Source organism: Alsobacter sp. P4_H11, assembly GCF_056400925.1.
This window is the reverse complement of sequence record NZ_JBFUKI010000003.1, coordinates 17,070-41,571: the sequence shown is the minus strand read 5'-3', so window position 1 is coordinate 41,571 and position 24,502 is coordinate 17,070. Positions and strand designations below refer to the sequence as shown.

The 24,502-nt window shown below is 65.3% G+C and carries 23 protein-coding genes; 12 read left to right on the top strand and 11 right to left on the bottom strand.

The genetic code is table 11. The features are described from left to right. Positions 1-33 precede the first annotated feature (33 nt). From AC1DSZ_RS05965 to AC1DSZ_RS05940, 6 genes are read right to left on the bottom strand one after another with little or no spacing between them, the layout of a single operon-like run. Entirely contained in the window at positions 34-717 is a 684-nt protein-coding gene (locus AC1DSZ_RS05965; RefSeq protein WP_476837474.1) for a 3-oxoacid CoA-transferase subunit B, read from the bottom strand. Then, positions 717-1,370 (bottom strand): CoA transferase subunit A, encoded by a 654-nt coding sequence (locus AC1DSZ_RS05960; protein ID WP_476837473.1) that lies wholly within the window; start codon positions 1,368-1,370, stop codon positions 717-719. The genes AC1DSZ_RS05965 and AC1DSZ_RS05960 overlap by 1 nt, the downstream gene beginning before the upstream one ends. Further along, positions 1,367-2,593, bottom strand: a complete 1,227-nt coding sequence (locus tag AC1DSZ_RS05955) for an acetate/propionate family kinase (protein WP_476837472.1) — start codon at positions 2,591-2,593, stop codon at positions 1,367-1,369. Before AC1DSZ_RS05955 ends, AC1DSZ_RS05960 begins: the two co-directional genes overlap by 4 nt. After that, the gene (locus AC1DSZ_RS05950) at positions 2,590-4,005 is read right to left on the bottom strand and encodes a bifunctional enoyl-CoA hydratase/phosphate acetyltransferase (protein WP_476837471.1); all 1,416 of its coding nucleotides are present in this window, start codon (positions 4,003-4,005) and stop codon (positions 2,590-2,592) included. Before AC1DSZ_RS05950 ends, AC1DSZ_RS05955 begins: the two co-directional genes overlap by 4 nt. 47 nt (positions 4,006-4,052) lie before the next feature. Continuing rightward, complete coding sequence (fabI, locus tag AC1DSZ_RS05945) at positions 4,053-4,820, bottom strand: enoyl-ACP reductase FabI (protein WP_476837470.1); 768 nt, start codon at positions 4,818-4,820, stop codon at positions 4,053-4,055. Between the two features lie 14 nt (positions 4,821-4,834). Further along, complete coding sequence (locus AC1DSZ_RS05940) at positions 4,835-7,048, bottom strand: DUF3141 domain-containing protein (protein WP_476837469.1); 2,214 nt, start codon at positions 7,046-7,048, stop codon at positions 4,835-4,837. 270 nt (positions 7,049-7,318) lie between these two features. On the opposite strand from AC1DSZ_RS05940, the gene AC1DSZ_RS05935 reads away from it, so the two are divergent. Further along, the gene (locus tag AC1DSZ_RS05935; RefSeq protein WP_476837468.1) at positions 7,319-7,825 is read left to right on the top strand and encodes a hypothetical protein; all 507 of its coding nucleotides are present in this window, start codon (positions 7,319-7,321) and stop codon (positions 7,823-7,825) included. Positions 7,826-8,012: 187 nt separating this feature from the next. Here AC1DSZ_RS05935 and AC1DSZ_RS05930 read toward each other — a convergent pair whose 3' ends face one another. Beyond that, positions 8,013-8,495 carry a hypothetical protein gene (locus AC1DSZ_RS05930; protein ID WP_476837467.1) on the bottom strand — a complete coding sequence of 161 codons (483 nt, stop codon included), beginning with the start codon at positions 8,493-8,495 and terminating at the stop codon, positions 8,013-8,015. Positions 8,496-9,006: 511 nt separating this feature from the next. Here AC1DSZ_RS05930 and AC1DSZ_RS05925 point away from each other — a divergent pair. The 6 genes from AC1DSZ_RS05925 (at position 9,007) to AC1DSZ_RS05900 (ending at position 15,220) form a co-directional block, all read left to right on the top strand. Continuing rightward, complete coding sequence (locus AC1DSZ_RS05925; protein ID WP_476837466.1) at positions 9,007-10,263, top strand: tyrosine-type recombinase/integrase; 1,257 nt, start codon at positions 9,007-9,009, stop codon at positions 10,261-10,263. A gap of 406 nt (positions 10,264-10,669) precedes the next feature. Beyond that, positions 10,670-11,209 carry a hypothetical protein gene (locus AC1DSZ_RS05920; protein WP_476837465.1) on the top strand — a complete coding sequence of 180 codons (540 nt, stop codon included), beginning with the start codon at positions 10,670-10,672 and terminating at the stop codon, positions 11,207-11,209. A 90-nt stretch (positions 11,210-11,299) separates the two neighbouring features. Beyond that, complete coding sequence (locus AC1DSZ_RS05915; RefSeq protein WP_476837464.1) at positions 11,300-11,569, top strand: hypothetical protein; 270 nt, start codon at positions 11,300-11,302, stop codon at positions 11,567-11,569. Positions 11,570-11,623: 54 nt separating this feature from the next. Further along, the gene (locus tag AC1DSZ_RS05910; protein ID WP_476837463.1) at positions 11,624-13,873 is read left to right on the top strand and encodes an AAA family ATPase; all 2,250 of its coding nucleotides are present in this window, start codon (positions 11,624-11,626) and stop codon (positions 13,871-13,873) included. 379 nt (positions 13,874-14,252) lie between these two features. Next, positions 14,253-14,717, top strand: a complete 465-nt coding sequence (locus AC1DSZ_RS05905) for a terminase small subunit (protein ID WP_476837462.1) — start codon at positions 14,253-14,255, stop codon at positions 14,715-14,717. A gap of 275 nt (positions 14,718-14,992) precedes the next feature. Then, positions 14,993-15,220 carry a hypothetical protein gene (locus AC1DSZ_RS05900; protein ID WP_476837461.1) on the top strand — a complete coding sequence of 76 codons (228 nt, stop codon included), beginning with the start codon at positions 14,993-14,995 and terminating at the stop codon, positions 15,218-15,220. A gap of 65 nt (positions 15,221-15,285) precedes the next feature. Here AC1DSZ_RS05900 and AC1DSZ_RS05895 read toward each other — a convergent pair whose 3' ends face one another. Next, on the bottom strand, positions 15,286-15,948 hold the full coding sequence (locus AC1DSZ_RS05895) for a recombinase family protein (protein WP_476837460.1): 663 nt from the start codon (positions 15,946-15,948) through the stop codon (positions 15,286-15,288). Between the two features lie 380 nt (positions 15,949-16,328). Here AC1DSZ_RS05895 and AC1DSZ_RS05890 point away from each other — a divergent pair, with 380 nt between their 5' ends. Genes AC1DSZ_RS05890 through AC1DSZ_RS05875 form a run of 4 tightly spaced genes read left to right on the top strand, consistent with a single transcriptional unit; the run spans position 16,329 to position 21,498 of the window. Then, the gene (locus AC1DSZ_RS05890) at positions 16,329-16,862 is read left to right on the top strand and encodes a hypothetical protein (protein ID WP_476837459.1); all 534 of its coding nucleotides are present in this window, start codon (positions 16,329-16,331) and stop codon (positions 16,860-16,862) included. Then, positions 16,859-17,344 (top strand): hypothetical protein, encoded by a 486-nt coding sequence (locus AC1DSZ_RS05885; RefSeq protein WP_476837458.1) that lies wholly within the window; start codon positions 16,859-16,861, stop codon positions 17,342-17,344. Before AC1DSZ_RS05890 ends, AC1DSZ_RS05885 begins: the two co-directional genes overlap by 4 nt. 9 nt (positions 17,345-17,353) lie before the next feature. Beyond that, positions 17,354-18,826, top strand: coding sequence for a hypothetical protein (locus AC1DSZ_RS05880; RefSeq protein WP_476837457.1), 1,473 nt, complete (start codon positions 17,354-17,356; stop codon positions 18,824-18,826). Next, positions 18,823-21,498 (top strand): hypothetical protein, encoded by a 2,676-nt coding sequence (locus tag AC1DSZ_RS05875; RefSeq protein WP_476837456.1) that lies wholly within the window; start codon positions 18,823-18,825, stop codon positions 21,496-21,498. Before AC1DSZ_RS05880 ends, AC1DSZ_RS05875 begins: the two co-directional genes overlap by 4 nt. 56 nt (positions 21,499-21,554) lie before the next feature. Here the strand turns inward: AC1DSZ_RS05875 and AC1DSZ_RS05870 are convergent, their stop codons facing one another. The 3 genes from AC1DSZ_RS05870 to AC1DSZ_RS05860 form a co-directional block, all read right to left on the bottom strand. Continuing rightward, a complete protein-coding gene (locus AC1DSZ_RS05870) occupies positions 21,555-22,046 on the bottom strand; it encodes a hypothetical protein (protein ID WP_476837455.1) in 492 nt (163 codons plus the stop codon). A 70-nt stretch (positions 22,047-22,116) separates the two neighbouring features. Beyond that, a complete protein-coding gene (locus AC1DSZ_RS05865) occupies positions 22,117-22,446 on the bottom strand; it encodes a hypothetical protein (RefSeq protein ID WP_476837454.1) in 330 nt (109 codons plus the stop codon). Next, positions 22,439-23,914 carry a hypothetical protein gene (locus tag AC1DSZ_RS05860; protein WP_476837453.1) on the bottom strand — a complete coding sequence of 492 codons (1,476 nt, stop codon included), beginning with the start codon at positions 23,912-23,914 and terminating at the stop codon, positions 22,439-22,441. The genes AC1DSZ_RS05865 and AC1DSZ_RS05860 overlap by 8 nt, the downstream gene beginning before the upstream one ends. Before the next feature lie 189 nt (positions 23,915-24,103). Here AC1DSZ_RS05860 and AC1DSZ_RS05855 point away from each other — a divergent pair, with 189 nt between their 5' ends. Continuing rightward, positions 24,104-24,502: a hypothetical protein gene (locus AC1DSZ_RS05855; RefSeq protein ID WP_476837452.1), complete on the top strand. Its 399-nt coding sequence runs from the start codon at positions 24,104-24,106 to the stop codon at positions 24,500-24,502.

The following is a 24,502-nucleotide window of genomic DNA, read 5'->3' as shown; positions in this document are numbered from 1 at the left end:
CCGCCGCCTCTTCTCGGATCGGAGCGATGCCTGTTAGGCGGCGCGGTCTTCGGGAGATTGCACGCCCGCGAGCTTCATCTCCGGCACCACCTCCGGCACGATGAGGCGCGCCGAGGTTCCCTCCAGGACGGTCCCGATCGCCACGCCCGGGGCCCGCTCGCGCAGGACCAAGCCCCGATCCGTCGGTTCGATCACGGCGAGCTCGGTGACGATCAGCGTGACGCGCCGCATCGCCGTGATGGGAAGCGTGCATTCCGGGACGATCTTCGAACCGCCCTTGGCGGTGTGCTGCATGGCCACGATCACCCGGTGGGCGCCGCTGACGAGGTCCATGGCCCCGCCCATTCCGGGCACCATCTTGCCCGGGATCGTCCAGTTGGCAAGGAAACCCCGCTCGTCGACCTGCAAGCCGCCCAGGACTGTGACGTCCAGGTGCCCGCCGCGGATCAGTCCGAACGACATGCTGCTGTCCACCGTCGCCGCGCCCGGCACGGCGGCTACGAATGCGCCTCCCGCATCGGTCAGGTCCTCGTCCGCCATGCCCTCCGGCGGCCGCGAACCCATCCCGACGATGCCGTTTTCGGACTGGAACAGGATACCGGCCCCATGCGGGACGTAATGGCTCACGCCCGTCGGCAAGCCGATGCCCAGGTTCACCAGGCTGCCGGGCTTCAACTCGAGGGCGACGCGGCGATGGATGATCTCTTCCGGCTGCATCACACGCGCCTTTCGATGAGGTAGTCGACCAGCACCCCCGGCGTGCCCACCGCGTCCGGTGGGATCGTCCCCACCGGTAAGATCTCGCGCGTCTCGCAGATCACGGTGGCGCCCGCCATGGCCATGACCGGGTTGAAGTTGGTGGCGGTGAGCTGGTAGGCGACGTTGCCGAGGTAGTCGGCGCGATCAGCGTGGATCAACGCAAAATCGGCCTTCAGAGGCTTGGCCAGGATCCACTCCTCTCCGTCGATTTCGATCACGCGCTGGCCTTCCGCCGCGAGCGTGCCGAGGCCCGTCCGGGTCAGCACGCCGCCAAGGCCGAAGCCCCTGGCCCGGATACGCTCCGCAAGCGTTCCCTGCGGTGTCAGCTCGACCTCGATCCGGCCGGAGAGCATGCCCTTCTGGGTCTCGGGATTCATGCCGATGTGAGACGTGACGAGGCGCGCCAGCGCCCCGGCGGTCACGAGCTTGCCGATCCCGAAACCAGGGCGCGCCGTGTCGTTGGCGATCACCGTGAGGTTCTTTCGGCCTGCCTCGACGAGTGCGTCGATGAGCCGGTGCGGGCTGCCCGCTCCCATGAAGCCTCCGATCATGAGGCTCGCGCCGTCCTTGATCATAGCGGCGGCGTCCCGGGCCGATATCGCGGTTTTCATTCCAGTTCCCCCGCCAACTCGTGCGTCCCCGGTTGGGGCCGCAGGCCCATGCCCGACGCCCGGATGGTGTGCCGCGCGATCGCGGCCTCCTCGTCGGTCTTCACCACGAGCGCCTTGACGCGGCTGTTGGGGCCCGAGATCACCGGTCCGCCGGCCCTGTTGGCCTCCGGATCGAAAGCGAGCCCGAGCCATTCCGACCGTTCCAGCGCTTTCTCGCGAATGCGCCAGGCGTTCTCGCCGATGCCGCCCGTGAACACGATGCCGTCGAGTCCCCCCATGGTGGCGGCGAGGGCCCCGATCTCGCGGCGGACCCGGGCCACGAAATACGCGATGGCGTCCCGGGCCTCGGGCTTGCCCGACGCCTCGAGCTCCCGCATGTCGCTGGAGATCCCGGAGAGTCCCTTCAGGCCGCTCTGGTTGTAGAGCAGGTCCGTCAGCGCGGCGGCGTCCATGCCGCGATGCGCCATAAGGAAAAGCAGCACGCCTGGATCGAGCTGGCCGCACCGGGTGCCCATCGGCAATCCGTCCAGCGCGGTGAACCCCATCGTGGAGGCGACCGAGGCTCCGCCCTGGATGGCGCACATCGAGGCGCCGTTGCCCAGGTGGGCGACGACCAGCCGCTTGTCCCACAGGGACGGCATGGTCGCGAGCAGCAGGTGCACGACGGATTCGTAGGACAGGCCGTGAAAGCCGTAACGGCGAATGCCGGCCGCATACAACTCGCGGGGCAGGCCGTAAGCCTCCTCCACGAAGCCATGGCCGCGGTGAAAGGCCGTATCGAAGCAAGCGACATGCACCGCGCCCGGGAACGCCTGCCTGCCGACCGCGACGCCAGCGAGGTTGTGCGGCTGGTGAAGCGGCGCCAGCGGCTCCAGCAGGCGAAGCCGCTCCAGCACCTCGTCCGTGACCACCACCGGTCCCGAGAAGAACCGCCCGCCATGCACCACGCGGTGCCCTACGGCCGCCACCTCGTGGTCGGGCAGATGCTCCGCGAGCCAGCCCAGCACCGCGTCCAGCGCCTGCCGGTGGCTGGCGGGGCCGCCATCCCCCAGCGCGGCCTTCTGCTTCGGCCCGTCCCCCAGCCGCGCCTCGAAGCGCGGATGGCCCTTGAGCGCCTCCGCCTGGCCGCGCGCGAGGCGGTGGGGCTCGCCCGCGCGCACCGCGTAGGCCGCGAACTTGAGCGAGGACGAGCCCGCGTTGAGCGTGAGCAGGCACGCGCTCATGATGCGAGCCTGCGCGCGGGCGCGCCCTCGCGCCGGAAGTGCTCGTACAGGAGCGCCAGCGCGCACGAGGCCTTGCGCGCGCGCGCGTCATCCGCGCGCGAGGTGAGCATCACGGGCGCGCTCGCGCCCAGCACGAGCCCGGCCGCCTCCGCGCGCGCCACAAACGTCAACTCCTTCGCCAGCATGTTGCCGGCTTCGAGGTTGGGGACGATGAGGATGTCGGCGCGGCCGGCGACCAGGGAGGCGATGCCCTTGGTCTGCGCGGCCTCCAGGTCGATGGCGTTGTCCATCGCGAGCGGGCCGTCCACGATCGCGCCCTTGATCTGGCCCCGGTCGGCCATCTTGGACAGGATGGCGGCGTCCAGCGTCGACGGGATGTTGACGTTCACGGTCTCCACCGCCGACAGCACGCCGACGCGGGGCTTTGCGATGCCGCAGGCCTGCGCCAGGTCGATCGCGTTCTGGACGATATCGACCTTGGTGGTCAGGTCCGGCGCGATGTTGATGGCCGCGTCCGACACGAAGAGCAGTTGCTCGAGGGTCGGGACGTCCAGCACGAAGCAGTGGCTGATGCGCCGCTGGGTGCGCAGTCCGCCATCCTTCTTCACCACCTGTGCGAGCAGTTCGTCCGAGTGGATGTTGCCCTTCATGATCGCGGCCGCCTCGCCGGCGCGCACCATGGCGACGGCCTTGGCGGCCGCGGCGCGGGGATCCTTCTCGGCCACGATCTGGAAGCCCGAAATGTCTTCGTCGATCTCGGCCGCCATGCGGCGGATGGCGGCCTCGTCGCCGATGAAGATCGGACGGATCAGGCCGCTCCTGGCGGACAGCACCGCCCCTTCGAGAGAATTGCGATCGTCCGGGCAGACCACAGCGGTGTTGAGCGGCGGAAGGCCTGCGGCGGCCGTGAAGAGCTTGGCGAAGTGATCCTCCTGGTCGACGATGATCTGCGGCAGCGCCCGGCGCGGCGTCGTCACGGAAGCGAGCGGCGTCTCCACCTCGGCCGTCCCCTCGCAGACGAGCCGGCCATCGGCGGTCGCAACGGTCGTCTCGAACACCGCAACAGGGCGCTCCCGCTTGGCCACGCACTTCACCGTGGCGAGCAGCCGGTCGCCGACATGCACCCGCGACGGGAAACGGAAGCTCTGGCTCCGGTACACCGTCCCGGCCCCTGGCAGGATGTTGCCCAGAACCGCCGAGATGAGCGAGCCCACCCAGAGCGACGGCGCCATAGCGAGGTCGCCCGGCTGGGCGGCCTCGTCCGCAGATGGCAGCATCAGCGGGTTCGTGTTTCCCGAAGCGTGAGCGAACAGGATCAGGTCCTGAACGGCGCAGACCCGCTCAACCCTCGCGGTGTCGCCGACGTCGAGCTCGTCCCAGGTCCGGTTGCTGATCGTATCGCGGGCGCTCATGAGCAGCCTTTCTGAAGTTTTTGAAAAGGACCGAAGGCGGATGGGCGTCAGCCCATGATGTGGTAGCCGGCGTCCACGTGGATCGTTTCGCCCGTGATGCTGCGGGCGCCGTCGCCGGCCAGGAACGCCGCCGTGGCGCCCACGTCTTCGATGCTGGCCAGCCGGCCCATGGGCGATCGCTCGATCGTGGCCTCCAGCATCGAGTCGAACTCGGCGATGCCGCCGGCCGCCCTGGTCGCCATGGCGCCGGGCGACAGCACGTTCACGCGCACGCCGCGGGGTCCGAGTTCGGACGCCAGTTCGCGCGCTGTCGCCTCCAGGGCGGCCTTGACGGGACCCATCATGTTGTAGGTCGAGATCACCTTCTCGGCGCCGTAGTAGCTGACCGTCATGCAGCATCCGCCGGCGCGCATCAGGGGCTCCGCCCTGCGGCAGAGCCGCGCGAAGGAGTGCACCGAGACGTCCATCGCCTGGCCAAATCCGTCCGCCGTGGTGTCGATCACGCGCCCATGGAGATCGTCACGCGGCGCGTACGCGATCGAGTGGACCACGATGTCGAGCCGGTCCCACTCCATCGCGATCCTGTTGAACAACGCGTCTTCGTCGTCCGGCCTGGCCACATCCAGCGGCGCGACGATCTGGGCGCCGAGCTTTTCGGCGAGAGGCCGAACGTGGGGCTCGGCCTTGGGGTTGAGGTAGGTGATCGCGAGCTCGGCGCCGGCGGCGCGAAGCGCCGACGCGATGCCCCACGCGATCGACTTGTCGTTCGCGACCCCGATGACCAGGGCCTTGCGGCCGGCGAGCGCATTCGTCATGGCGGTATCCTCGCTCACGAGGCGGCGGGCTGGCGGTGGACCACCCGGGCCCGGCTCGGCTCGAAGATCGCGGAGACTTCGGCGAGACGGCGCGTCTCCTCCGCCGTCCTGTCGCGGCTCTCGAAAAGAGCCCTGATGAGCGAAAGGGCGTTGTGACGCTGCTGCGGATCGTCGGGCAGGAGGTTCGGCAAGGCCTTCAAAGCCCGGCTCTCGTCCAGCGACAAAGTGAGCGCCTGGCGCCGCAAAGCGTCCTTCAGCCTGTCCCGGCCCACCTTCAGCCCTTGCGGAAGGCTGGAGGCGATCGCCTTCAGCGTGCTGAACGACCGCTCGTCCGCCCCGCGATTGGCCCCGCGTGCGACGTAAAGCACGGCCCGCAACACGGCGTCGACCATATCGCCCTCGTCCAGGGTCCTCTCGACCTCGTTCCTGAGCGCCTCTGCATCGCCCCGGCGCGTGATGTCGCGCACGATCTGGTGCTTCTCGTCCGCCGGCGCCCCCTTCAGCCCCACCATGGCCTGCAGGAGGGGATTGCCGTAGGTCGCCAGGAACACCTGCTCGGTCCAGATATCCCGGAGCTCGCCCCAGGTCCTGAGCCCGTTGCTGATCTGCTGGGACATCATGTCCTCGACGTGCCGCAGCGGGTTGTCCTCGCTGACAGGCCGGCGATTGGCGCGCACCGTCTCGGCGGCCTTCTCGATCGCGCCGGACATGAGGTTGTTGTCCGATATGGCCGAGAACCGCAGCCGATGCGGATGCAGGTCGCGCAGCATCTCGGCGGTCCTCTCCGTCGAGGCTTTCTGCACGAGAGGGGACAGGAACGTCTGGTAGAGACCCTTGTTGATCTCGGATACGCGCGCGGCCGTGGCGAAGCGGGCTTCGTCATCCGGGCTGTTGACCCCAAAGGCGCGGATGTCGTCGAGCGAGCGCGGCTCCACGGTGAAGAGGTACTTGCCCTCGATCAGGTCGGCGCGCGGCGTGTCCGGGCCGGCTTCGGTGATCACGGCTTCGTAGAGGCCCGGCGGGAGCAGATCGATCATCTCGATGCAGGACGTGAACTCGCTGTGCTCCTTCGTGGCCACCTTGCCGGACACGAAAATGCCGAGGTGCCCGATGGTCTGGTGCACGCAGTAGACGATGGTTTGGCCGGCGAGGACCACGTCCTCGTCCTTGTCGTAGAGATCCAGCACCCAGCCCAGCGCTTGCGGCGGCGGGGTGATGTCGTCGCCCCAGGAGCAGAACACCACGATGGGGGAGCGCACATTGCGCAGGTCGACCCGCTCGCCCTTGGACGTGACGATCCCGCCTTCGCGCAGCTTGTTGCCGACGAAGAGGTTGTCGGCGATCCACTGCATCTCCTGGGCGTTGAGCAGAACGGGCGAGCCCCACCACGTCTCGAAGTCGAGGAAGCGCTGCGGCTCCGTGTCGATCTTCGCGTAGACGTTGTAGGCCTTCTCCCACAGCGTGTTTTCGGGATGGAGCTGCTCGAAGTTGGCGACCAAGCTGGCGCCATCGAAGACGCCATGACCGAGATCGCCGGCCAACGCCGTCATCCACGTGCCGCCGAGCATGCCGCCCAGGTAGCGCATCGGGTTCTTGCCGCGCACGCCGGCCCAGTAGGACAGCGGAGATCCGGCGAGGATGATCGGGCCTGCGAGGTCGGGCTTGATCGCCGCCGTCAGCATGATCTGCCAACCCGCCTGGCAGTTCCCGATCAGGCAGGGCTTGCCGACGGCTTCGGGCTCCAGCTCGCGCACCTTCTCGATAAACGTCGCCTCGGCGACGCAAACGTCCTCGATGGTCTGGCCTTCGATGGGCTTGGCCGAAAACCCGACGAAGTAGCAGGGATGCCCGGCCTCGAGGGCGACGCCGATCTCGCTGTCCTGCTTCATGCCGCCAATGCCGGGGCCATGCCCGGCCCGGGGATCGAACACGATGAAGGGGCGCTTGCGGTGGTCGATCGAGACGCCCTTGCGCGGCTTGATGCGCAGAAGCGCATAATTGACGGGCCGCTCGAGCGTGCGCCCGTCGAGAACGACCTCCCCTTCGAAATTGAGAATGTGCGGGGCGATTTTCTCGGACTGGGCCTTGAAGGTGTTGCCGCGCCTGCGCAGCGTGTCGAGCATGAGCACGGAGCGCTGCAGGGCGTCTGTCCAATAGTTTTCCCAGACGACGATCGGATTGAAGTGCGAGGCCGCGGTGATGGCCTTGGGCTCTTTCGCTGAGCTCATGAGATCGTTCCTTTCGGTGGTTGCAGGCGCCAAGCCCGGTCCCGGGATTGCGGGACATCGCCAACGCCCTCTCCCGATCGGGGACGAGACGGCGCGCCTGGCGCGGCGGAGTTGCGTTGGCCGGCATCCTAGCGCCGGGCGTCGGATCAAAACTGATCCTGCTCAGTCCGTGGGCCGGACGATGCGGTAGCTCCGGGGAGGACGGGCCCGGATCGCGCCGCGCCTGTGACGGGCGCCGGAGCGCCGGTATGCGTGGGACAGGAGATCACCATGGCGGCAACCACATCGCAGGCCAAGGAGCATGCAACGCTTGGCGACGAAGTCTTCATGAGCGCGGATGAGCTGCGCAAGTACATGGAGAACATGTCGATGGCGGAGGCGATGGCGGAAGTCAGCGCCATGGCGAAAGCCGATCAGGCCAAGAACGAACTGATCAAGACCATGGCCACTCCGCTGTCGCTGACGCCCGATGTGATGGAGGGCATCAAGCGGCGCCTCGGGTCCCGGCTGCGCGAGGCCGCCAAGAACGGCGTGTCCGAGATCATGGTGATGCGCTTCCCCAACGCCCTCTGCTCGGACGGCGGCCGCGCCATCAACAACGCCGAGGAAGGCTGGCCCGAGACCCTGACGGGCCGGCCGCGCCAGGCCTACGAGATCTGGCGCGATAAGCTGCGGCCCGCGGGCTACAAGCTGAAGGCCATGATCATCGAATGGCCCCAGGGCCTGCCCGGCGATGTCGGCATGTTTCTCAGCTGGTCGGACTCAAAGGCGCACTGAGCGCCGTTGCGGGCCGGGCTGGCCCCGGCCGGCTCCTTCGCCGTCGAGGCCTGCTGAGCCAGGCGACTGGACGTGAGGCGCCCGGGGCCGGGCGTCGTTGGCGTGGAACACGCTCTCGATCGATGCCCAGCTTCCGGTTCGCCGTTGTCGCCGGGCCGCTGGCCCGCGTTCACCGAGGGCGCCGGCCTTATGGCAGGCCGGGATAAGCCTGGTCGGAAAAGGGCGACGCCGAGGGCGTTTGCATCCGGATGTATTCCACCCCGCCGGACTTGTGGCAGCTGTTGCAGGCGGACGTCAGGTCCGCGTAGGCGGCCTGGAACTTGGCGACGTTTCTTTCCTCCGAGGCCTGGATGATGGCCGCGATCGGATCGTTGATCTTCGCAACCTCTTCGATCGGGATCCCATGGTAGAGCATGGCCGCGCGGATCAGCGTGTCCTGCAGGCGTACAGCCTCGTGCTTCAGCAGCGCCCAGCTGCCGGTGCGGCCCGCGAACCAGACCTTGATGTGACGAAGCTGAGCCGAGAGCATCACGTCGCCGAGCGCCGGCACAGCCGGGTCCGCGTAGCCCCCCATCCGCGGCGCGGCCGGCTCCGAATAAGGGCTGTTCTGCGCCGAGGCCGGCGCCATGAGGGCGAGAGCCGCCAGCGAAACAAGGGTAAGACCTCTCATCGCCCATCTCCCATCTGATGCAATCAGGTTCTGCCCGCCCGGACCAGCACGGGGCCGCCGCAACGCCGCCCGGGTCCGCCGGGACCGGCTTCCATTGGGAGACACGCCCCGGCTCGCACGGACTTCAGCCTATACGGCCGCCCTGCGGCTTCATTGTCCTGGATCAACCAATGGCGGCGTGCTGACGGTCTTGAGCCACAGCGCATCCACGCTCATGCACGGCCGCGGTTCGTTCTGCCGTTGCGAGACGCAGCTGGCGTGAATCTTTGTACTGATTGCAGGGAATTCTGGTGCTGCCGGACAGGATTGAACTGTCGACCTCTCCCTTACCAAATACCTCGGATAGACTGAACCGAGTTGCATCCGGCGGAACGTGGTCCGGAGTTCCTAGGTAGGCCAACGGTTTCGGCCGGAACGAAGCGGAACGACGGTGAACCTGTGTCTGGCGAACGGTGCTGCCATTGTGCTACCTGGAGAGCGCCTGACAGTTCACCACTCCCTTGGATCCGCCATGCCGCGAATAAAACTGACGGACGCCGTCATCGACAAGACCACCGTTCCGGCCGGCCGTGAAGAGCTGATCCTGTGGGACACGGACCTGACCGGCTTCGGCATTCGGATCCGGGCGACGACCCGGACATTCATTGTCGCTTATCGACCAGCCGGGGCGGGGCGCTCGGCCAACTCGAAGAAACTGAAGGTGGGCCCGGCAGAGTCGTTCAAGACGACGCAGGAGGCGCGCAACGCCGCCCGGGTGCTGTTGGGGCGGGTGGCGTCGGGCGTTGACCCGGCGGCCGAGAGGGCCGAGCAGAAGCGGCGTGAGAAGTCGAAGCTGTCGGACGTCCTCGACGCCTACGAGCGCGACTTGCGCCGGCGCCAGTACGTCAATCTGAAAGTCGTGATGTCCGGCCTCCGCGCTCGCCTTGCGAGGCACTTGCACGCCGACATCGGCGAGCTAAGAGGGGCGGACCTGGCCGGCATCATCGAGCGGCTGGAGAGCACCGGGAAGCCAGGGGCGGCGCAGGACTTCCGATCGCGCGTGCGGGCGTTCCTGGCCTACGCCGTGACCAAGGCCAAGGTCATCGAGCAGAACCCCCTAGAGGGCTACCGGAAGCAGCGCGCGACACGCGCCGATCGGGTGGCCAAGGCGCAGCACGGCCGCGCGTTGACCGACGCCGAGCTCGGCGCGGTCTGGCGCGCCGCAGACCCGGCCACGAACTTCGGCCGGCTCGTCCGTTTCCTCATCCTCACGGGCTGTCGGCGAGGGGAGGGCGCTGGCCTACGGCACAGCATGATCAAGGGCGACATTATAGAGCTGCCGGCCGTCTTCACGAAACAGGGCCGGTCCCATGTCGTGCCGATCGCACCGGCGCTTGCGGAGCTTCTGAAGGCCTGCCCCGTCGATGCGCGCGATCCGGATCTCGTGTTCGCGTCGCCGCGTTCGGGCGGCGTCATCGGTGGATGGACGCAGCTTGTGAGCGGCCTGGAGAAGAAGGCCGATGTGGCGTTCAACCTCCACGACCTGAGACGGTCATTCAGGACGGGCCTGTCGCGCCTCGGCGTGGAGCCCGATCTCGCCGAACTGGCGCTCGGTCACGCCCGCGACGACCTCGAGGGACGCTACAACCGTGACGACGCCCGCGACAGCTTGCGCAAGGCTTTCGAGCGGTGGGCAGACCATATTCGTCTGTTACCGAAGCTGGCCGAGAGTGAAAAGGACAAGTTGTCCAACAACGGGCGGACGGACAATGCGCCCAAGCCGCAGTAAAAAGACAAGTTGTCCAATGCGAACGAAATGGACAGATTGTCCGGGCGTGCAAGGACAGTAACGTATGGCGCGTTGCTTTCAAATTATTTGACGAGAGCAAGAAAACATATTGCCAGGAGCAGAACGACACTCCATCTTGTTCCCCAAGGGGCAATTGGCCTCGCTTGAGGAGAACACAGATGAAAAAGTCGGCTCCAGACTTGAGCGCGTTGCCGCCTGACGCGCTTCTTACTCGCGCCCAGGTTTCGGCTTTGTCGGGCTACACCGAACGAGCCTTTCACAATTGGGCGGTTCAGGAGGGACGAGGACCGCGGATCACGACTGTCGAGGGCCGGCCTCGTTATAGGGTGCAGGACGTGAAAGCCTGGATCGGGGCGGCTCCGTGAGCACGAGCAAGCCCGGGAAAATGCAAAAGCTCCTGGATCAACTCGCAAGGGCCCGTGTCGGCCGCAACCGGCAAGAGCAGACGTTGCGGAACCTGCAACACATGGCCCGGGGCTACGAAGAGCAGATGAAGCAATCGTCCCGGCGCCCGGGAAGGCCCTCGAAGACGTTCGACGACTTCGTGCTTCGAGCTGAATTCGAAGACATGCGCGAGCTTCACCCCGGGATGTCGCTCACAGAATTGCGGAAAGCGGCCGCTCGCAGCTTGGGATTAGAATTCCACGTCAGGGCCGATAGTACGGGCGTGTCTCCCGACCGCGTGGCCAAGTCGTGCAGGCGCGTTGACCGCCTCTTGGCGGCTCAGCGCGCAACGGCCTGGGACGTAGCGGAGCTGCTCGTCTTAGTGCGCAGCGTCAGGAACCGGATGCTGGCCCAAGCGGGTGGGGAGCCGGTGAACCGGCACGCCTTAGAGCGCGACCTTGAAGATCTGCTGAAGATTTTGGCCGATCTCGAAACGCAGCGGGACGAGCGCCGCCGCGGGCAGGCCAGCCAAGCTGCTTAGCGGGCTGCGGGCGAAAACCTACTGACCACACGGCCTATTTGCGCGTGCAGCGCACCCCTACCGTCTACAGGAACGGGAGAACGAACCGCCATGTCTGAACCGCAACTTCTCCACTGGCGCGAGCGCGCGTTTGTTTCGCCGGCCACCGCCGGGCTGATCCTCGGCTATTCCGGGAGCTACATTCGGCGCCTTGTCGCGGCCGGCGTCCTGAACGCCGTACGCCCGACGAAAGGCGGCCCCATGTTCGTCGTTGTCGCGAGCATCGCTAAGTATGTCGACGGGCTCGAGCCATTGAACAGAATAGATGCAGCCCGGGCCCTGCCGAGAGCTCCCCTCTATCTAGCCGTTTCCAACTCCTGAAAAGAAAATAGGCCGGGTCCCGCGCGAACGGGGCCCGGCCCGAAAGGCCTTGCTATGGATGACCACACTATAGAGCGTCACGGCGCCTTAGATCAACACGGCCTGGCGTCGGTACAATTTGGCGACATAGTCGGCGCGCGGCTGCCGCAAACGGCAGAGCCGACAATCGTCCAGCCGAACCCGTTTCGCGTCTTTTGGGATCTCGGCTATCGCCGGCTGGTCCCGATCGTCCCGCCGGACGCCGAGCTGTCGCCGCGATCATCGCTCAGCAAAAACCCCGGCTGCCGCGGCAAGGCCGTTGGGGTCCGGTCCCATGACGGCTGGACGAGCTACAATTGGACGAAGCACGAGGCCACCGAGGACGATCTCGACCGCTGGCACACTACGGGCGCCGGCGTCGGCATCAAGATGGGTGAACAGCGAGACGGAACCTGGCTGCTAGGCATCGACGCGGACACACTCAACCGGGAGTGGGCCGCGATTATCGCCGAGGATGTCTTCAGCCGCTTCGGCGTGCCGCCGAAGCGGATCGGCAAGGCCCCGAAAGCGCTTTACCTGATCCGTGTTGACGCCGAAGTTCGCTACACGCGAGCGGAGTTCGGCGAGCTCAACGAACGCGGCACGCTGGCGGAACGCGTCGAGATACTTGCGGAGGGTCGACAGGCTGTGGTGTCCGGCGTGCACCCCGGCACGCGCCAGCCGTATCGCTGGACCGAAAGTCTTGTCCCGTTCGATGAACTGCCTGTCGGGTCGGCCGCGGCCGTGGCTGATCTGCTCGAGGCCGTGGCAGGCAAGCTGCCGAAGGGCCGCGTGCAACGGCCGAGCGCCTCGGCCGATAGCGCACCGCCGCAGGAAACGCTGCAGGGCGACCCGGACCTAGTCCGGAAGGCCATCGCGGCGACGCCGAACACGTCGGCTATCTGTCCCAGCCGCGACGACTATGTGAAGTACGGCATAGCGGTCAAAGCCGCGCTGGCCGGCCAACCTGATGCTTTCAACGTGTGGTGGGATTGGTGCGAGCGCTGGACCGACGGCGCGCCGAACTATGATTTTGCCGTCGGCGATTGGCAGCGCATGAAGCCGCCATTTCGGGTGGGTGCGTCTTACGTTTACGAGCTCGCCGACAAGCATAGCGGCGGGGAGTTTGACCGGGCCGAGGTGTGGTTTGATCAGGCCGCGGCCGACTACACCCCTTTGTTCCCCACCGAGGGCCCGAGCCCTCACGACCTGACGGTCGGTCCCAAGCTTTTCGACCTCTACTCAGAAGAGGACGTGGAGAGCATGCCGGACCCGGTCTTTTTGATCGATCGCCACATCCCGGAACAATCGCTCGGGTTTCTGTACGGCGCGCCCGGCGCCAGGAAAAGCTTCGTCGCGTTGGATTGGGCGATGCATGTGGCCTACGGCCGGGACACTTGGCACGGCGACGCGATCCGATCGAAACCCAACGGCGCCGTGATCTACCTGGCGGGAGAGGGCGCGCAGGGCGTCAAGCACCGGCTCGCCGCCTGGCGCAAGCACCACGCCGTTCCGGATGGCGCGCGCGGCCGCTTCCGGCTCCTGAAGCAGGGCGTCGACTTCATGCAGCCCGACGACGTGCGCCGGCTCGCCGCCACGTTGCGGGAGAAGATCCTGAAAGACGGCGCGTGCGTTGCGCTGCTCGTGGTCGACACCGTTTCGCGCGCCATGCCCGGGGCGGACGAGAACCTGCAGAAGGAGATGACGCTGTTCGTTAAGAACTGCGACGTGCTGCGCGAGGAGTTCGATTGTTGCGTCCTCGGCGTGCACCACGCGAACCGGGACGGTGACATGCGCGGGTCGACCGTGCTGCTCGGCGCCGGCGACTTCGTGTTCAAGCTGGAACGCTCAAAAACGGCCACGATGGGCCTTCTGACATGCGAGAAGCAGAAGGACGCGCCAGACGGATGGAAAGAAAACTACCGCTTCGACGTGGTCGGCGTTGGCGACGGGAAGTCGTCGCTCGTCCCAACGCGCGTTGAAGGGGCCGTGGTTACCGCGCTAACGCCGGAGAGGGCGACGGCCGTATTCGACGCGATCGCGGCCGCGTGGGACGCTAAGGAGCCTTGGAGCAAACATCGGAGAGCTGGCGAGCGGTGGGCGGCAAAGCGCATGGCCGATGATCACGGTTTCCCGCTGGAGGAGGCCGGAAAGTGCATTGAATTTTGGCTCGGCTCCGGAGCGCTCGGCGAGGGTAAATGCGACAAGAAGTCAAATAAAAGGGGCCTTCGCGTTGTGTCCTACCCTGGACAACTTGTTAGCGCTGACACCGGATTGTTCGATTAGCCGAGGCGAAATTGCCGGCGAAATTGGAAGGCGAAACAAGTGGCGAAACAGGGCGAAATAGCGAAGCAGCAGCCTCTAAGTTATTGATTTTGCTGGCGAAACTGAAAGCGAAACTGCCAGCGAAACTAGGTCAGCTAAGTCATTGATATCGTTGGCGAAATTACCCATCCTTCGGAGGGCGGCGGCTGCTTCGCCTGCCTGCTGCGCGCCACCCCGCCCAATCCGGAAATGGACAGATTGTCCCGATGTGCACCGGGGCTTGCGAGTGACCGATAGGCACCCGGGCCAGCGTTCGGGCACTGGACGGGGCCGCAACTTGCGCGGAGTTATGGAACCTGAGATAAATCGGGTCCGAAACGATAATCCAGGAGCCGCGCGGATGCCGGACACTAAAGGTCGCCTAACGCCGCAAGAGCGCGTGTTCGCCAAGCACTTTGCATCGACCGGCGACGGCCGATATTCGGCCGAGAAAGCCGGCTACGGCTCGCCGGCGCAAAGGGCCTCGGCGAACCTCGGCAAGCCGGCCGTCCTGGACGAGATCCGCCGCAACGCCCGCAAGCGGCTCGAGACGGAGGGCGCCGAGGTCGGGGTGTCCGTGCTTGTCGAGATTGCCTTGGACAGCCGCCAACCGGGCGGAACGCGCGTCAGGGCCGCAACAGAGCTCGTCAAGCATTCCGGTGTGGGCCGTGGCGACGATGGCCAGGCCAAAGAACCGCACGAGATGACGGCCGCCGAAATTCAACAGGCAATCGACAAGCTGGAACGTGTCGCCGGAGACCGAGCAAAAATAATTAGTGGGCCTTGTCCAGATCAATTCCATTCGGAAGGCGATCTATTTCAGTGATTTAGACAAGAATCGTCTAATGTCGTGCAATGTCAGACGACAATACTGACAAGATACTCACTTGCGAAGCACGACTACTCAAAGATAGGCTCGTTCTTAAGGGCCTAGAAAGCTCTCTATCCGTACTCTGCATAGAGTGAACCTGAAGCACCCGGGGTCTCCGCGCGCATGTCCAAGGCCGAAAGGCCTAAAGGCGCGGAGGAGCCGCCAACGGTCGGCTATTTCTAGCCCCGGGGCCAAACACGCCGCTTAGAGACGGCGAGGAGGTTTACCCGATGAACGACAACACCACCGTCAGCAAGGTCACGCAGGGCCACAGCATCGAGCTTGGCTTTCTCGCCGCGCGGGTCGCGATCGCGGCCGACAATGTCAACGGCCGAGGGCCGCTGCTCTTTAACAAGCTGCTCGGCGCCTCCGGATCGGTCGAGGGCTACGCGGTGCTGCGCTCGGCGATGGAAGTGGTCGAGAGCTATCTGTTCGCGACGAAGCACCCCGCCGCCTGAAGCGGGGAGGGCAATCCAACAAGACGAAGGGCGCCACGTGGCGCCCTTCGCGTTGCCGGTGGATCTCAGGCCGTCAGGACGCGCCGGACCTGTGTGGGGCCCCAAGAGCCGCCGCGGGGCGTCTTGTGGCCCAGGCGGTTCAGGCAGTCGGCGATCTCGGCCAGCGTAGACGCGCCGGCGGCCTTGCACCGCTCAATGATCGGGAGGACGGCCGAACGCCGCCGAGTGGCCTGCTCTGAGGCCGCAGCAGCCCCCAGGGCGGCCGCCTCGGCTGCGCGCGGGTTCCCGAGCCTGTTGCCGGTCTTCGTGGTCCTGACGCCCGATTTGATCGCGCCCAAGGCGGCGCGCGTACGCTCGGAGATCAGCTTGCGCTCCTTCTCGGCCAGCGCAGCGTAGAGATGGAGGACGAACGGGTCGACGTCGTGGCCGAGCTCGGCCACGACGAACCGAACCCCCTTGTTCATGAGGCTTGCAATGAACTCGACATCGCGTGACAGACGGTCGAGCTTTGAGATCACGACCCAAGCGTTATGAGCTTTCGCGTAGGCCATCGCGGCGAGAAGCTGGGCGCGCTCGTTGTCGCCGCCGCTTTCCTTCTCGACAAACACGGGGCCGATCAACTCTCCGCCCTGCTGCTTCACGAAGGCCTCGACGCTGGCGCGCTGGGCGTCCAGGCCGAGCGACTGCTTCCGGGTCGAGACGCGGTAGTAGGCGACATAGGAAAACATGCGAGGCCCTTTCGGTCGATATGACAATCCTATACGACCGTTTGAGTTTGTCAATTCATCATTCACGCCCGTTCATCATTGTTCCTATCCGTTCCCGCTTGTCGGGCGTGTAGGGTTTGTCGAGCGACGTCGCCTGACATTCGCGACACAGGCGACACGGGGCAAAGGCCGGCTCCGGCCCGGCGGCCGGTCCGCCCCCTGCGGGGTAGTCGGACCCGTGCGGCGGAGACGCCGCCCGACGTCCGAAGAAAGTTTCGGCCGAAAATACCTTTCGGACATGGCGTCCACCTGCAAGGAAACACGCTAATTCGGCGTGCTTTTCCGTTTATCCGCGTCCCCGTACGGCCTCTGATGCAATCGGAGGGGATCGGAGGAGCGACGTGCTGCAGAACCGACTAGAGAGGACTGGCGGAGAGGTCGCCGAAGGCCTTCTCATGCATCTCACGCCGGCCGTGTTCGCCACCGAGCACCGGTGCTTCGCGCTAACCCCCGCGCTTGACCGGCTGGCACGGGAAGCTGGCGGCGGCTCGCGCGCCCCGCAGTTTGGCGAGGGCCACCGCGAAGAGCTGATCCAGATGTTTGGCCGAGCCTGGCAGTCCTGCGAGGCGGAGTTGGCCGCCGAGGGTCCGGCCAGCGTTATCGAGCCAGGGTTCGAAGCGGTGGGCGTCCTCGTCAACTATCTCGCCGAACAGCCGGAGCGTCGGCCGCACCCCTTTCAGTCCGAAATTTACGAGCACATTCTGGCGGTTCGAATGCTGCATAATTTGGCCTTCACGGCCTCCCTGCGCTTTGAGCTTCGCGAGCGCGTGGCGAAGCGGGAGGCCGAGCAGAAAGCCGAGCGCGAGGCCAAGGAACGGGCCGAGCGGGGCCCCGCCGAAATCATCATCTTTCCCGGCTCGGGGCTCTTCGGATGACCGGGACCTCGGGTGAACACGTTGCGGCCGCAGGGCACTGGTTCTTGAAGGCCGATCAGCCCGACCAAGATCCGATCGTCTGCGCCGTGGAGGGGCTTCGCCGGCTGATGATGTCGATAGAGGCCCACACAGACGATGTGTCGCCGCGTCTGGCGGCATGCGCCGACGAAGCGATGAAGCGGGCCGCCGCCACCATCATAGCGGCCGCCCACCCTCACCTCGACATGGACGAGACCGCGCTGAAGTTGGGCGCCGCGTCGGGCCTGCTGCGGCTCTTCGGCAAAGACCCTGCCGAGCTGTGGGCCACCGAGACGCCAGAGATCGCCGCTGATCGCTTCGACCTCGCTGCGCTTCTCGCGGACGAGCTCGACGCCCTTCACCGCCGCCGCATGATCGAAAGCCGGGGCGATGTCTTCCGCCGGCACAGCGCAATCGCGATGGCTCAGATCTTTCTCCCGCCTTCGGGCGGCCTGCTCCACTGAGGTTCAACCATGGCCAGCATTCGCCGCAATCCTTATGCGCCAAACGACCCAAACATCGCGAAAGGCCTATCCAACATCGCCAGCATGTTCCAGCCGCCGAGCGCCCAAGACATCGCCGCCGGCGCGACGGCCGCCGCCAAGCGCGAGGAAGCCGCGCGGGCGGCCCAAGCCTGGCAAGTCTACAATGACCCGAACACGCCGCCGGAGGTCCGGGAGCGCGTCGGCATCGCCGGGCAGTTCTTCAACCCGGCTCAGAGCTTCACTGCCGTGAAGATGAACAACGACACGCAGCGCTACGGGTACGATCGGACTTACGAGGCATCGACCGAAAACAACGTGCGGGACAACGGCCGGGCGCTCCAGACCAACGCTGCGGACAATGCGCGCGCGGTCACGACGACGATGCTGCAGCCGGTCGCCGCCGGCGCTACCCGCTTCGTGCCGCCTGACGTCGCGAGCATGTTCAAGGTCGACCCGACGCAGACGGGCGTGATCGAGAGCAAGCCGGGCGAAGTTGCCACGCTGCCCAACGGGCGTGTCATTGCCGGCCCTGCCAAGCCGCTGACCGAGAGCGAAGTCATCGGCGCGGTTGTGGGCGCTCTGCCGCAGAACGACCGGCGCGCGATCGCGATGAAGGACGTCAAGCCAACCGAGATCATGCAGGGCGGAAGGCGCGTCTACGCGAACGCGGCCGACGCGGCCGGCGCCGAGGTTCCGGTTGATCCGAGCAAGGAGACAATCACCAACGCGGTGGATGCCGCGGGTCGGGTTCTCGGCGTCGGCGTGATGCGTAACGGGAAGTATGTCGAGCCGACTTCCGGCACGCCGTACCCGGCCGGCACGGGCTCGGCGACGCTGAGTGTCCAAGCGCAGACCCCGGGTGGCCTCGGCTCGAAGTCGACCGAAGACCAGCGGAAGGCCGCCTACGCCCACCGCATGACGAACGAGGCCACAGACGCTTTGTTGAAGGCGTTCGACGCGCCCAACGGCGAAGGTCTCCCGACGAAGGGGGACGAGGTTCTCCGCGGGCTTGCGGAGGTCTCACCCGTGATCGCCAAGGGGATGGTGCGCAATCAAATGTCCCCGGCCGGACAGAACTTCCTGCAGGAGATCAGGACCGCGCTTCCGATGCAGTTGTTGACGCAATCGGGTCTCGGCGTGACCGAGAGCGAGTACGGCCGCAAGACCGAAGAGCTTGTGCCGATCAAGGGTGAGGACCCGGGCGTCACGGCGAAGAAGCGACGCCAGTTCGCCACCTACCGCGACGCGATCCGCCGACAGGCGGGCCCCGCGCTCGATGAGGACGAGCGGGAGGCCGCCGCCAAGTCGAGCGGGATCGCGCCGGCGGCTTCCGTTCCGTCAACGCCGGCCGGCGCGCCAGCAGCGCGAGCAGCCGTACCCGTGAGCTCGCCTGACGAGGCCGACAAGCTTGCGCCGGGAACACGTTTTCGCACCCCTGACGGTCGGGAGTTCATTCGATGAGCGATCCTTGGTCCCGCTTCACTCCGGCTCCGGCCGGGTCTGACGAGTGGTCGCGCTTCACTCCCGCGGAACAGCCCGCGGCTAAACCGGACCAGCCGTCAGTCGCCGCGGACATGGCCAAGAGCTTCGCCACGGGCGCGGCGCTGCGCCAGCCCGCGTCGGTGATCGGCGCCCCGCGCGACGTCGCCGGCCTCATTACGGGGCCGATGATGGACGGCGTGCTGAGTGTCGGAAACCAGGTCCGGTCACTGCTCGGTCTCGATCCCACTGTTCCGACGGCGGAGCAGCGGGAGGGGATGCGCAGTATGGGCCGCGCCATGACGCCGAACCTTGGCCTAGGCGGCTCCGCTGACGTGCAGAAGACCGTCGAGGACAACATCACCGGCGAGTGGCACAAGCCGCAAACGAAAGCCGGCGAGTACGCGCAGACCATCGGCGAGTTTGCCGGGCCCGGCGCCATGCCGTCCCGCATGGCGCGCGCCGCGCCGACAGCTGGCGCAATGGTCCGAGCGGCAGCCGGGGAGCTCGTTGGCAACGTGGTTGCGCCGGCGCTGGTGTCCGAGACGGCTGGCCAGCTGACGCACGGCACGGCGGCGGAGCCGTGGGCGCGCGTCCTGGGCGCCGCGGCGGGCAACATCGGAACGGCTGCCGTGCGCTCGGCCAACGCACCCGAGAACGTGGTGCGGCGCGCAACTGGCGACATGACCGAAGCGCAGTGGCAGGCCGCACGCGACCTGGCCGCCAACCCTCACGGCGTGCGCCTGTCGGGCCCCGAGGCCATCGCGCAGGCCACCGGCGGCGCGTCCGCGCTGCCGAACGTGATGCGCGTCGTTGAGGGCAGCGTCGAAGGTCGCGCCAGGTCCGGCCCGTTCTTCGCAGCTCGGCCAGGACAGGTCGACGACGCCGTTGGCCAGTGGCTCAACAGCATCGCCCCTCAGAGCCCAAACCCCTCGCAGCTGGGCGCCAAGGCAGCTTCGGCCGCTGGGCGTGCGATTGAGCAGACGCCCGAAGGACAAGCGTTGAACGACGCGATCTTCGGCGCGGGCCCGCGCACCACGCCGATGCAGGCTGGACAGGAGATCCAGCAGCCGCTGAGTAGCATCTTCGACCGGCGCGACGGCATGCGCGACGCACTCGGCGATCGCGACTATACGGCCGCTCGCGCCGCGCCGCCGCGCATCGACGCGACCGGCCTTGCGCCTGAGACTGTGGCCGCCGAACGCCCGGTCTACTCGATCCGCCCGACAGCGGCCGACGAGGCTACCGGCGCCGCGCCGGGTATGCAGCCAGTGCGCGTCGACACGCCCCCGCAGCCCGTCGCCATGGAGAGCCTGACGGGGCCGAGCGCTATTCAGGTCGACCCTCGGCCCGTCATGCGCCACATCGACGAAGCGCTCGTCCATGCTCGCGGCAGCACGGAAGACGCCTTGCGCGGCGTGCGCAACGGGCTGATGGGACCGAACGGCGTCGACACCAGCGTCACGGGCCTAGATAACCTCCGTGGCAGCATCAATGCGCGCATCAATGAGGCCGTGCAGGCCGGGGACGGGCAGACCGCAGAAGCACTCCGCGCCGTGCAGGGTCAGCTCGACACCGCGCTGACGAGCGTGCCGGAGTACGCCCGCGCCCGGCAGGGCTATCAAGCGGCCAGTGCGCCGCTGGAGCCCTTCCAGAACCCGGCCGTGGACAAGGTCATCGCCCGGGACAACACCAACCGTAACTTCACCACGACGCCGGAGAACGTTCCGGCGACGCTGGAGGCGGGCGGGCCGACGGCCGCTCGCGCCTTCAACGAGGTCGCTCCGACGAACTCGCGGGTCGCTTACGAGAACTACCTGTCGACGAAGATTATGGACTCGGTGACAGACGCGAATGGCGTGGTCGATCCGGCGAGGCTTCAACTCGCGCTGCGGGACAATCAGGACCTTCTGTCGCAGTACCCGGCAGTGGCCGAACGACTGGCCGCGGTCCCGCGGGCCGACGCCGGTCTTGCCGGCGTGCGCGCAGGGCCTCTCGGTAAGGTCTCTCGCGCCACCACGACGCAGGAGGCCGGCGCGACGATCCTGCCCCACAACCCGATGTCGGGATCCGGGCCGGAGACGGCCGACGCCGTTGCGCGCCTCCTGGCGAAAGACGCGGACGCGACGCTCGGCGTTGTTCGCCAGAACCTCGCCGATCGCTACGGTCGCGCGGCGACGGACACCTTGGAGGGCAACCGCGAGTTCGCCGGCGCCAAGTTCCGAAACGACGTCGCCGGTAGCGACCCGCGGCGGGAGGTTCTGAACGCCGTCCTAAACGGCATCCCGGGCGGCCCGGCAGCGGGAAGCACCGATGCGCTGCTCGAGGTTCTGCAAGCGACCGGCCGGCGCAAGCCGATCGGCTCGGCCACCGAGTTCAACCGCAGCCTCAATGCTGAGCTCGGCGACGGTTCGCTCGGCGCGCAAGGCGCGCTGGCGCTTCGCAGCTTGGGAACATCTTTGATCACGAACGCGGCGGACGCGGCGCGCCGGACGACAATGCGCCGAAGCATCGGGACGCTCGCGGATATGTTCCTGGACCCGAACTCCGTCGACCTGATCCGAGCGGCCGCAACTCGCGGCAGGCCCGCCAACTATGGCGAGGCAGTGGCGCGAACGGGTGGACAGATAGCGCCGTTGCTCGAATGGCGCTGAAGGCGGCTAGACAGCAACAGAGATCAACATATCTTAAGCATTATCAAAGCTTGAACTTAATCATCATCTACGTATTTTGAGAGTTCTGCATCCATTTTCTTTTGAATAACAGCAACAAGCTTGTCGATTTCACTTACAGCTTTCGCGATGGCAGCTTTAATCTCGCTATCATTACTGTTTGGATTGTATGCGGCATTGATAGCATTACTGAAGCCATCAAGACAGTTGTCTATGCAAACCGCCCAGCCGTCTTCCGAAATAATCGTACTTGTATCCAAATCCGACAAAGAGAGTTGAAGCTTTGAAAATTCCTCTGCAATCTCTTTGTTGCACCCAGCGACTTCTTGTTGAAGTTTTTTTGTGCTGGACGCAGAGACTTCTAAGCTCCTAAGGGTCGCTCGCTTATCTCTTAAATTTGCTAGCGGAGTCTCGACGGCCGTTCTCAACCGCTTGAATTCATCAAGTCTGACGGCATCAGAACGAGCTTTTTTCTGGATCGTTGCTTGTTCGCATATAGTTGAAAACATTGAACAAAAGCGTGGCAACAATCCCGATCCACTGACCGAGATTGCCCCAAGCGATTGAACTCTCGGCAGGAGGGGTAGGCAATCGAGCTACTCAGATCGCCAGGAGAGATCCGCGCTGCATTAGCGACGCTTCGATTCCACTTTCAATTTGACGTAAAACGATCGGGCTTGCATCAAAGCCGTAGTGGTTCAGGAATTGCTCTCGGCTTCCCAGTTTCTTGACACTCTTAGCAAACATGCCTTGAAAGAACGAGGGCGTGAGGGTGTAGACATGCTCAGGCACGACCACTCGCACTGGAGCAGTCGTCCCATCTAAACGGTCCAATTCGAACATCTGACGAGCAGCCTTGCCCCGCTCATGGCCAGAGAGGTTGCGCACCTCACCATCGCCCGTCAGTGGTAGAAGGCTGATTTCACTCATCGATCTTTGTCCTCAGATACTCCGGGTCGAGCACGAATGCCAACCCAACGATAGTGCCACCAAACCGTTCCTCGAGATCGAAAACGTAGGCTGGATCTGGGGGGCTGGCCGCATCATTGTGTTCATTACACCATAGCACGCGCGGCGCATGTGTACCACGGCGCTGCCCTATCATGTACGGTGGACGTAGCCTTAGACAAGAGCGCCCTGAGACAATGGTTAGCTTAGGTTCATACCCCACTGCGGACGTACCGCCCAGGTCGTCAACGAACCGGAGAACGTCCTGGAAACCGACTCCGCCGCGGCCTTCGGCGGACGCAAGCGTATCTCTCGTCACTCCGTCTTGGATCGCGAACAAAGTGGCTAGCGTATCCCTGCTCTGGCCAGCGCGGTAATGTCTTCCACAATAGGCGTCCAACTCCTCACTAATTTCAGGAGCGCAGTTTTCCAGGCTTTCCGCGATTGACGTCCCTTCGCTTAGAAACGCCATGTGGCAGCGGTAGACGACCTGACCGTTTTCAATCCGCCTTGCCATGAACGCGGCTACAGACCAGCTACCGTCGTTACCAAGCAGCTTGCTGTGCCGTTCCGCGTTGTCCAGTAGTTCACCGATGATGCTGCTGAACCAAGAGAGACCGTGCTCGCTCAATTCCATCTCGATTTCAGGCAGCGCCAGCCACTCGTTCACGGCTGCACAGAAACGGTCGGCCACCTTCTCGCGCCGTTGTGGCTCTAGATCTCTAGTTGGTGATCGCGACGCCCCCGCCGGGCGTCTCCTGTGTAGGGGGAAAGCCCACACGTCATCAAGTTCGTTCGCTTCGGGAAATTTCATCCTTAGCGGCTCTCGCAAGCCAACAGCCTCAATGACCTTTTGCACGGGCTTGCTCATTCGCCCACCTCGGAACAGGTTAGGAATAGCTGGCCAGATTTCAGCCAAAACGAGATAGGCGCCAATATCCGCACAATGAGTGTCATCGAAATGGAGCTGTCCAGACACGGCTTCACATTCAATTTCCGCAATTTTTTTGATGGCCTTCAGCGTGTCGCCGGGATTATCGATAATCGAAAAATCGCGGAGTGTAAGCTCCACAACGAATTCTCGGTTTCGACGCTTCGTGATCGGGATCCACCTCTCCAAGCGGTCTGGCAGGAGGGCCGTGAGGATAGGAGAATCAATGAACCGCTTGAGCAGCGCCTCACGTTTCAACGGCACTCGTTTGCCCTGCCTGATGCGTCGAGCAAGCTGCTGGGCCTTATCGCGTGCGAACCTTCGCCGAGCGATTTTGGCTTTCAGGGCAAAAGATCCTTGGAACGCCCCTCTTTTAAGACGCGCGCGGTACGCGCGGAGATAGGCTGCAAGCAGCAGTTCAGCCTCGCTGGCCGCGTTGGAGCGTTGAGGATCATCGGAGTACGTCCGGCTCACTCGGAGAGCTCGCTTCAGCAGATCTAGGAATGGCTTCTGAAGCATAAAGTGGCCCAACTCGTGTCGGGGCTTAGTAAGGCGAGGGTCGGCGATTGGCGACCCCTTTTTATCCTGCCCCCGCCGTGACCCACAGCTCACGGACGATTGTTTGGATAAGCTGGAGCTTGAGCGGAACGAGTCGTACAGCCTCAGGTTGAGTCCGCCAGTTGCGGTATCGAGTACAGGAGGGCCGGCATGGCTCCTCGGGACGCCGCGGCTTATTTCGATGACATTCCCGACATGCCGATCCCGGCCGACATGAAGGACCTGGCGCACGTCATCGTGGAGCGCAAGGCCGGCCATTGGGATCCGGCCGAGTTCGAGGATCGCTACGAGACGGCCGTGGTCGAGATGCTGAAATCGAAGCAGGCCGGTGCTGCCGTGGTCGATGCGCCGACCGCGCCAAGGCCGACGAACGTGGTCAACCTCATGGACGCGCTTCGGCGCAGCATCGAGACGGAGAAGGCGGCGCTGGCGGCCGCACGACCCAAGCCGCTGGCCGCATCGAAGAAGCCAAAAGCAGCCAAGAAGGCCGAAGCTGTGGCGCCGGCTGAGCCGAAGAAGGCCAAAGGCGGTTCACGAAATCGGGGGTGA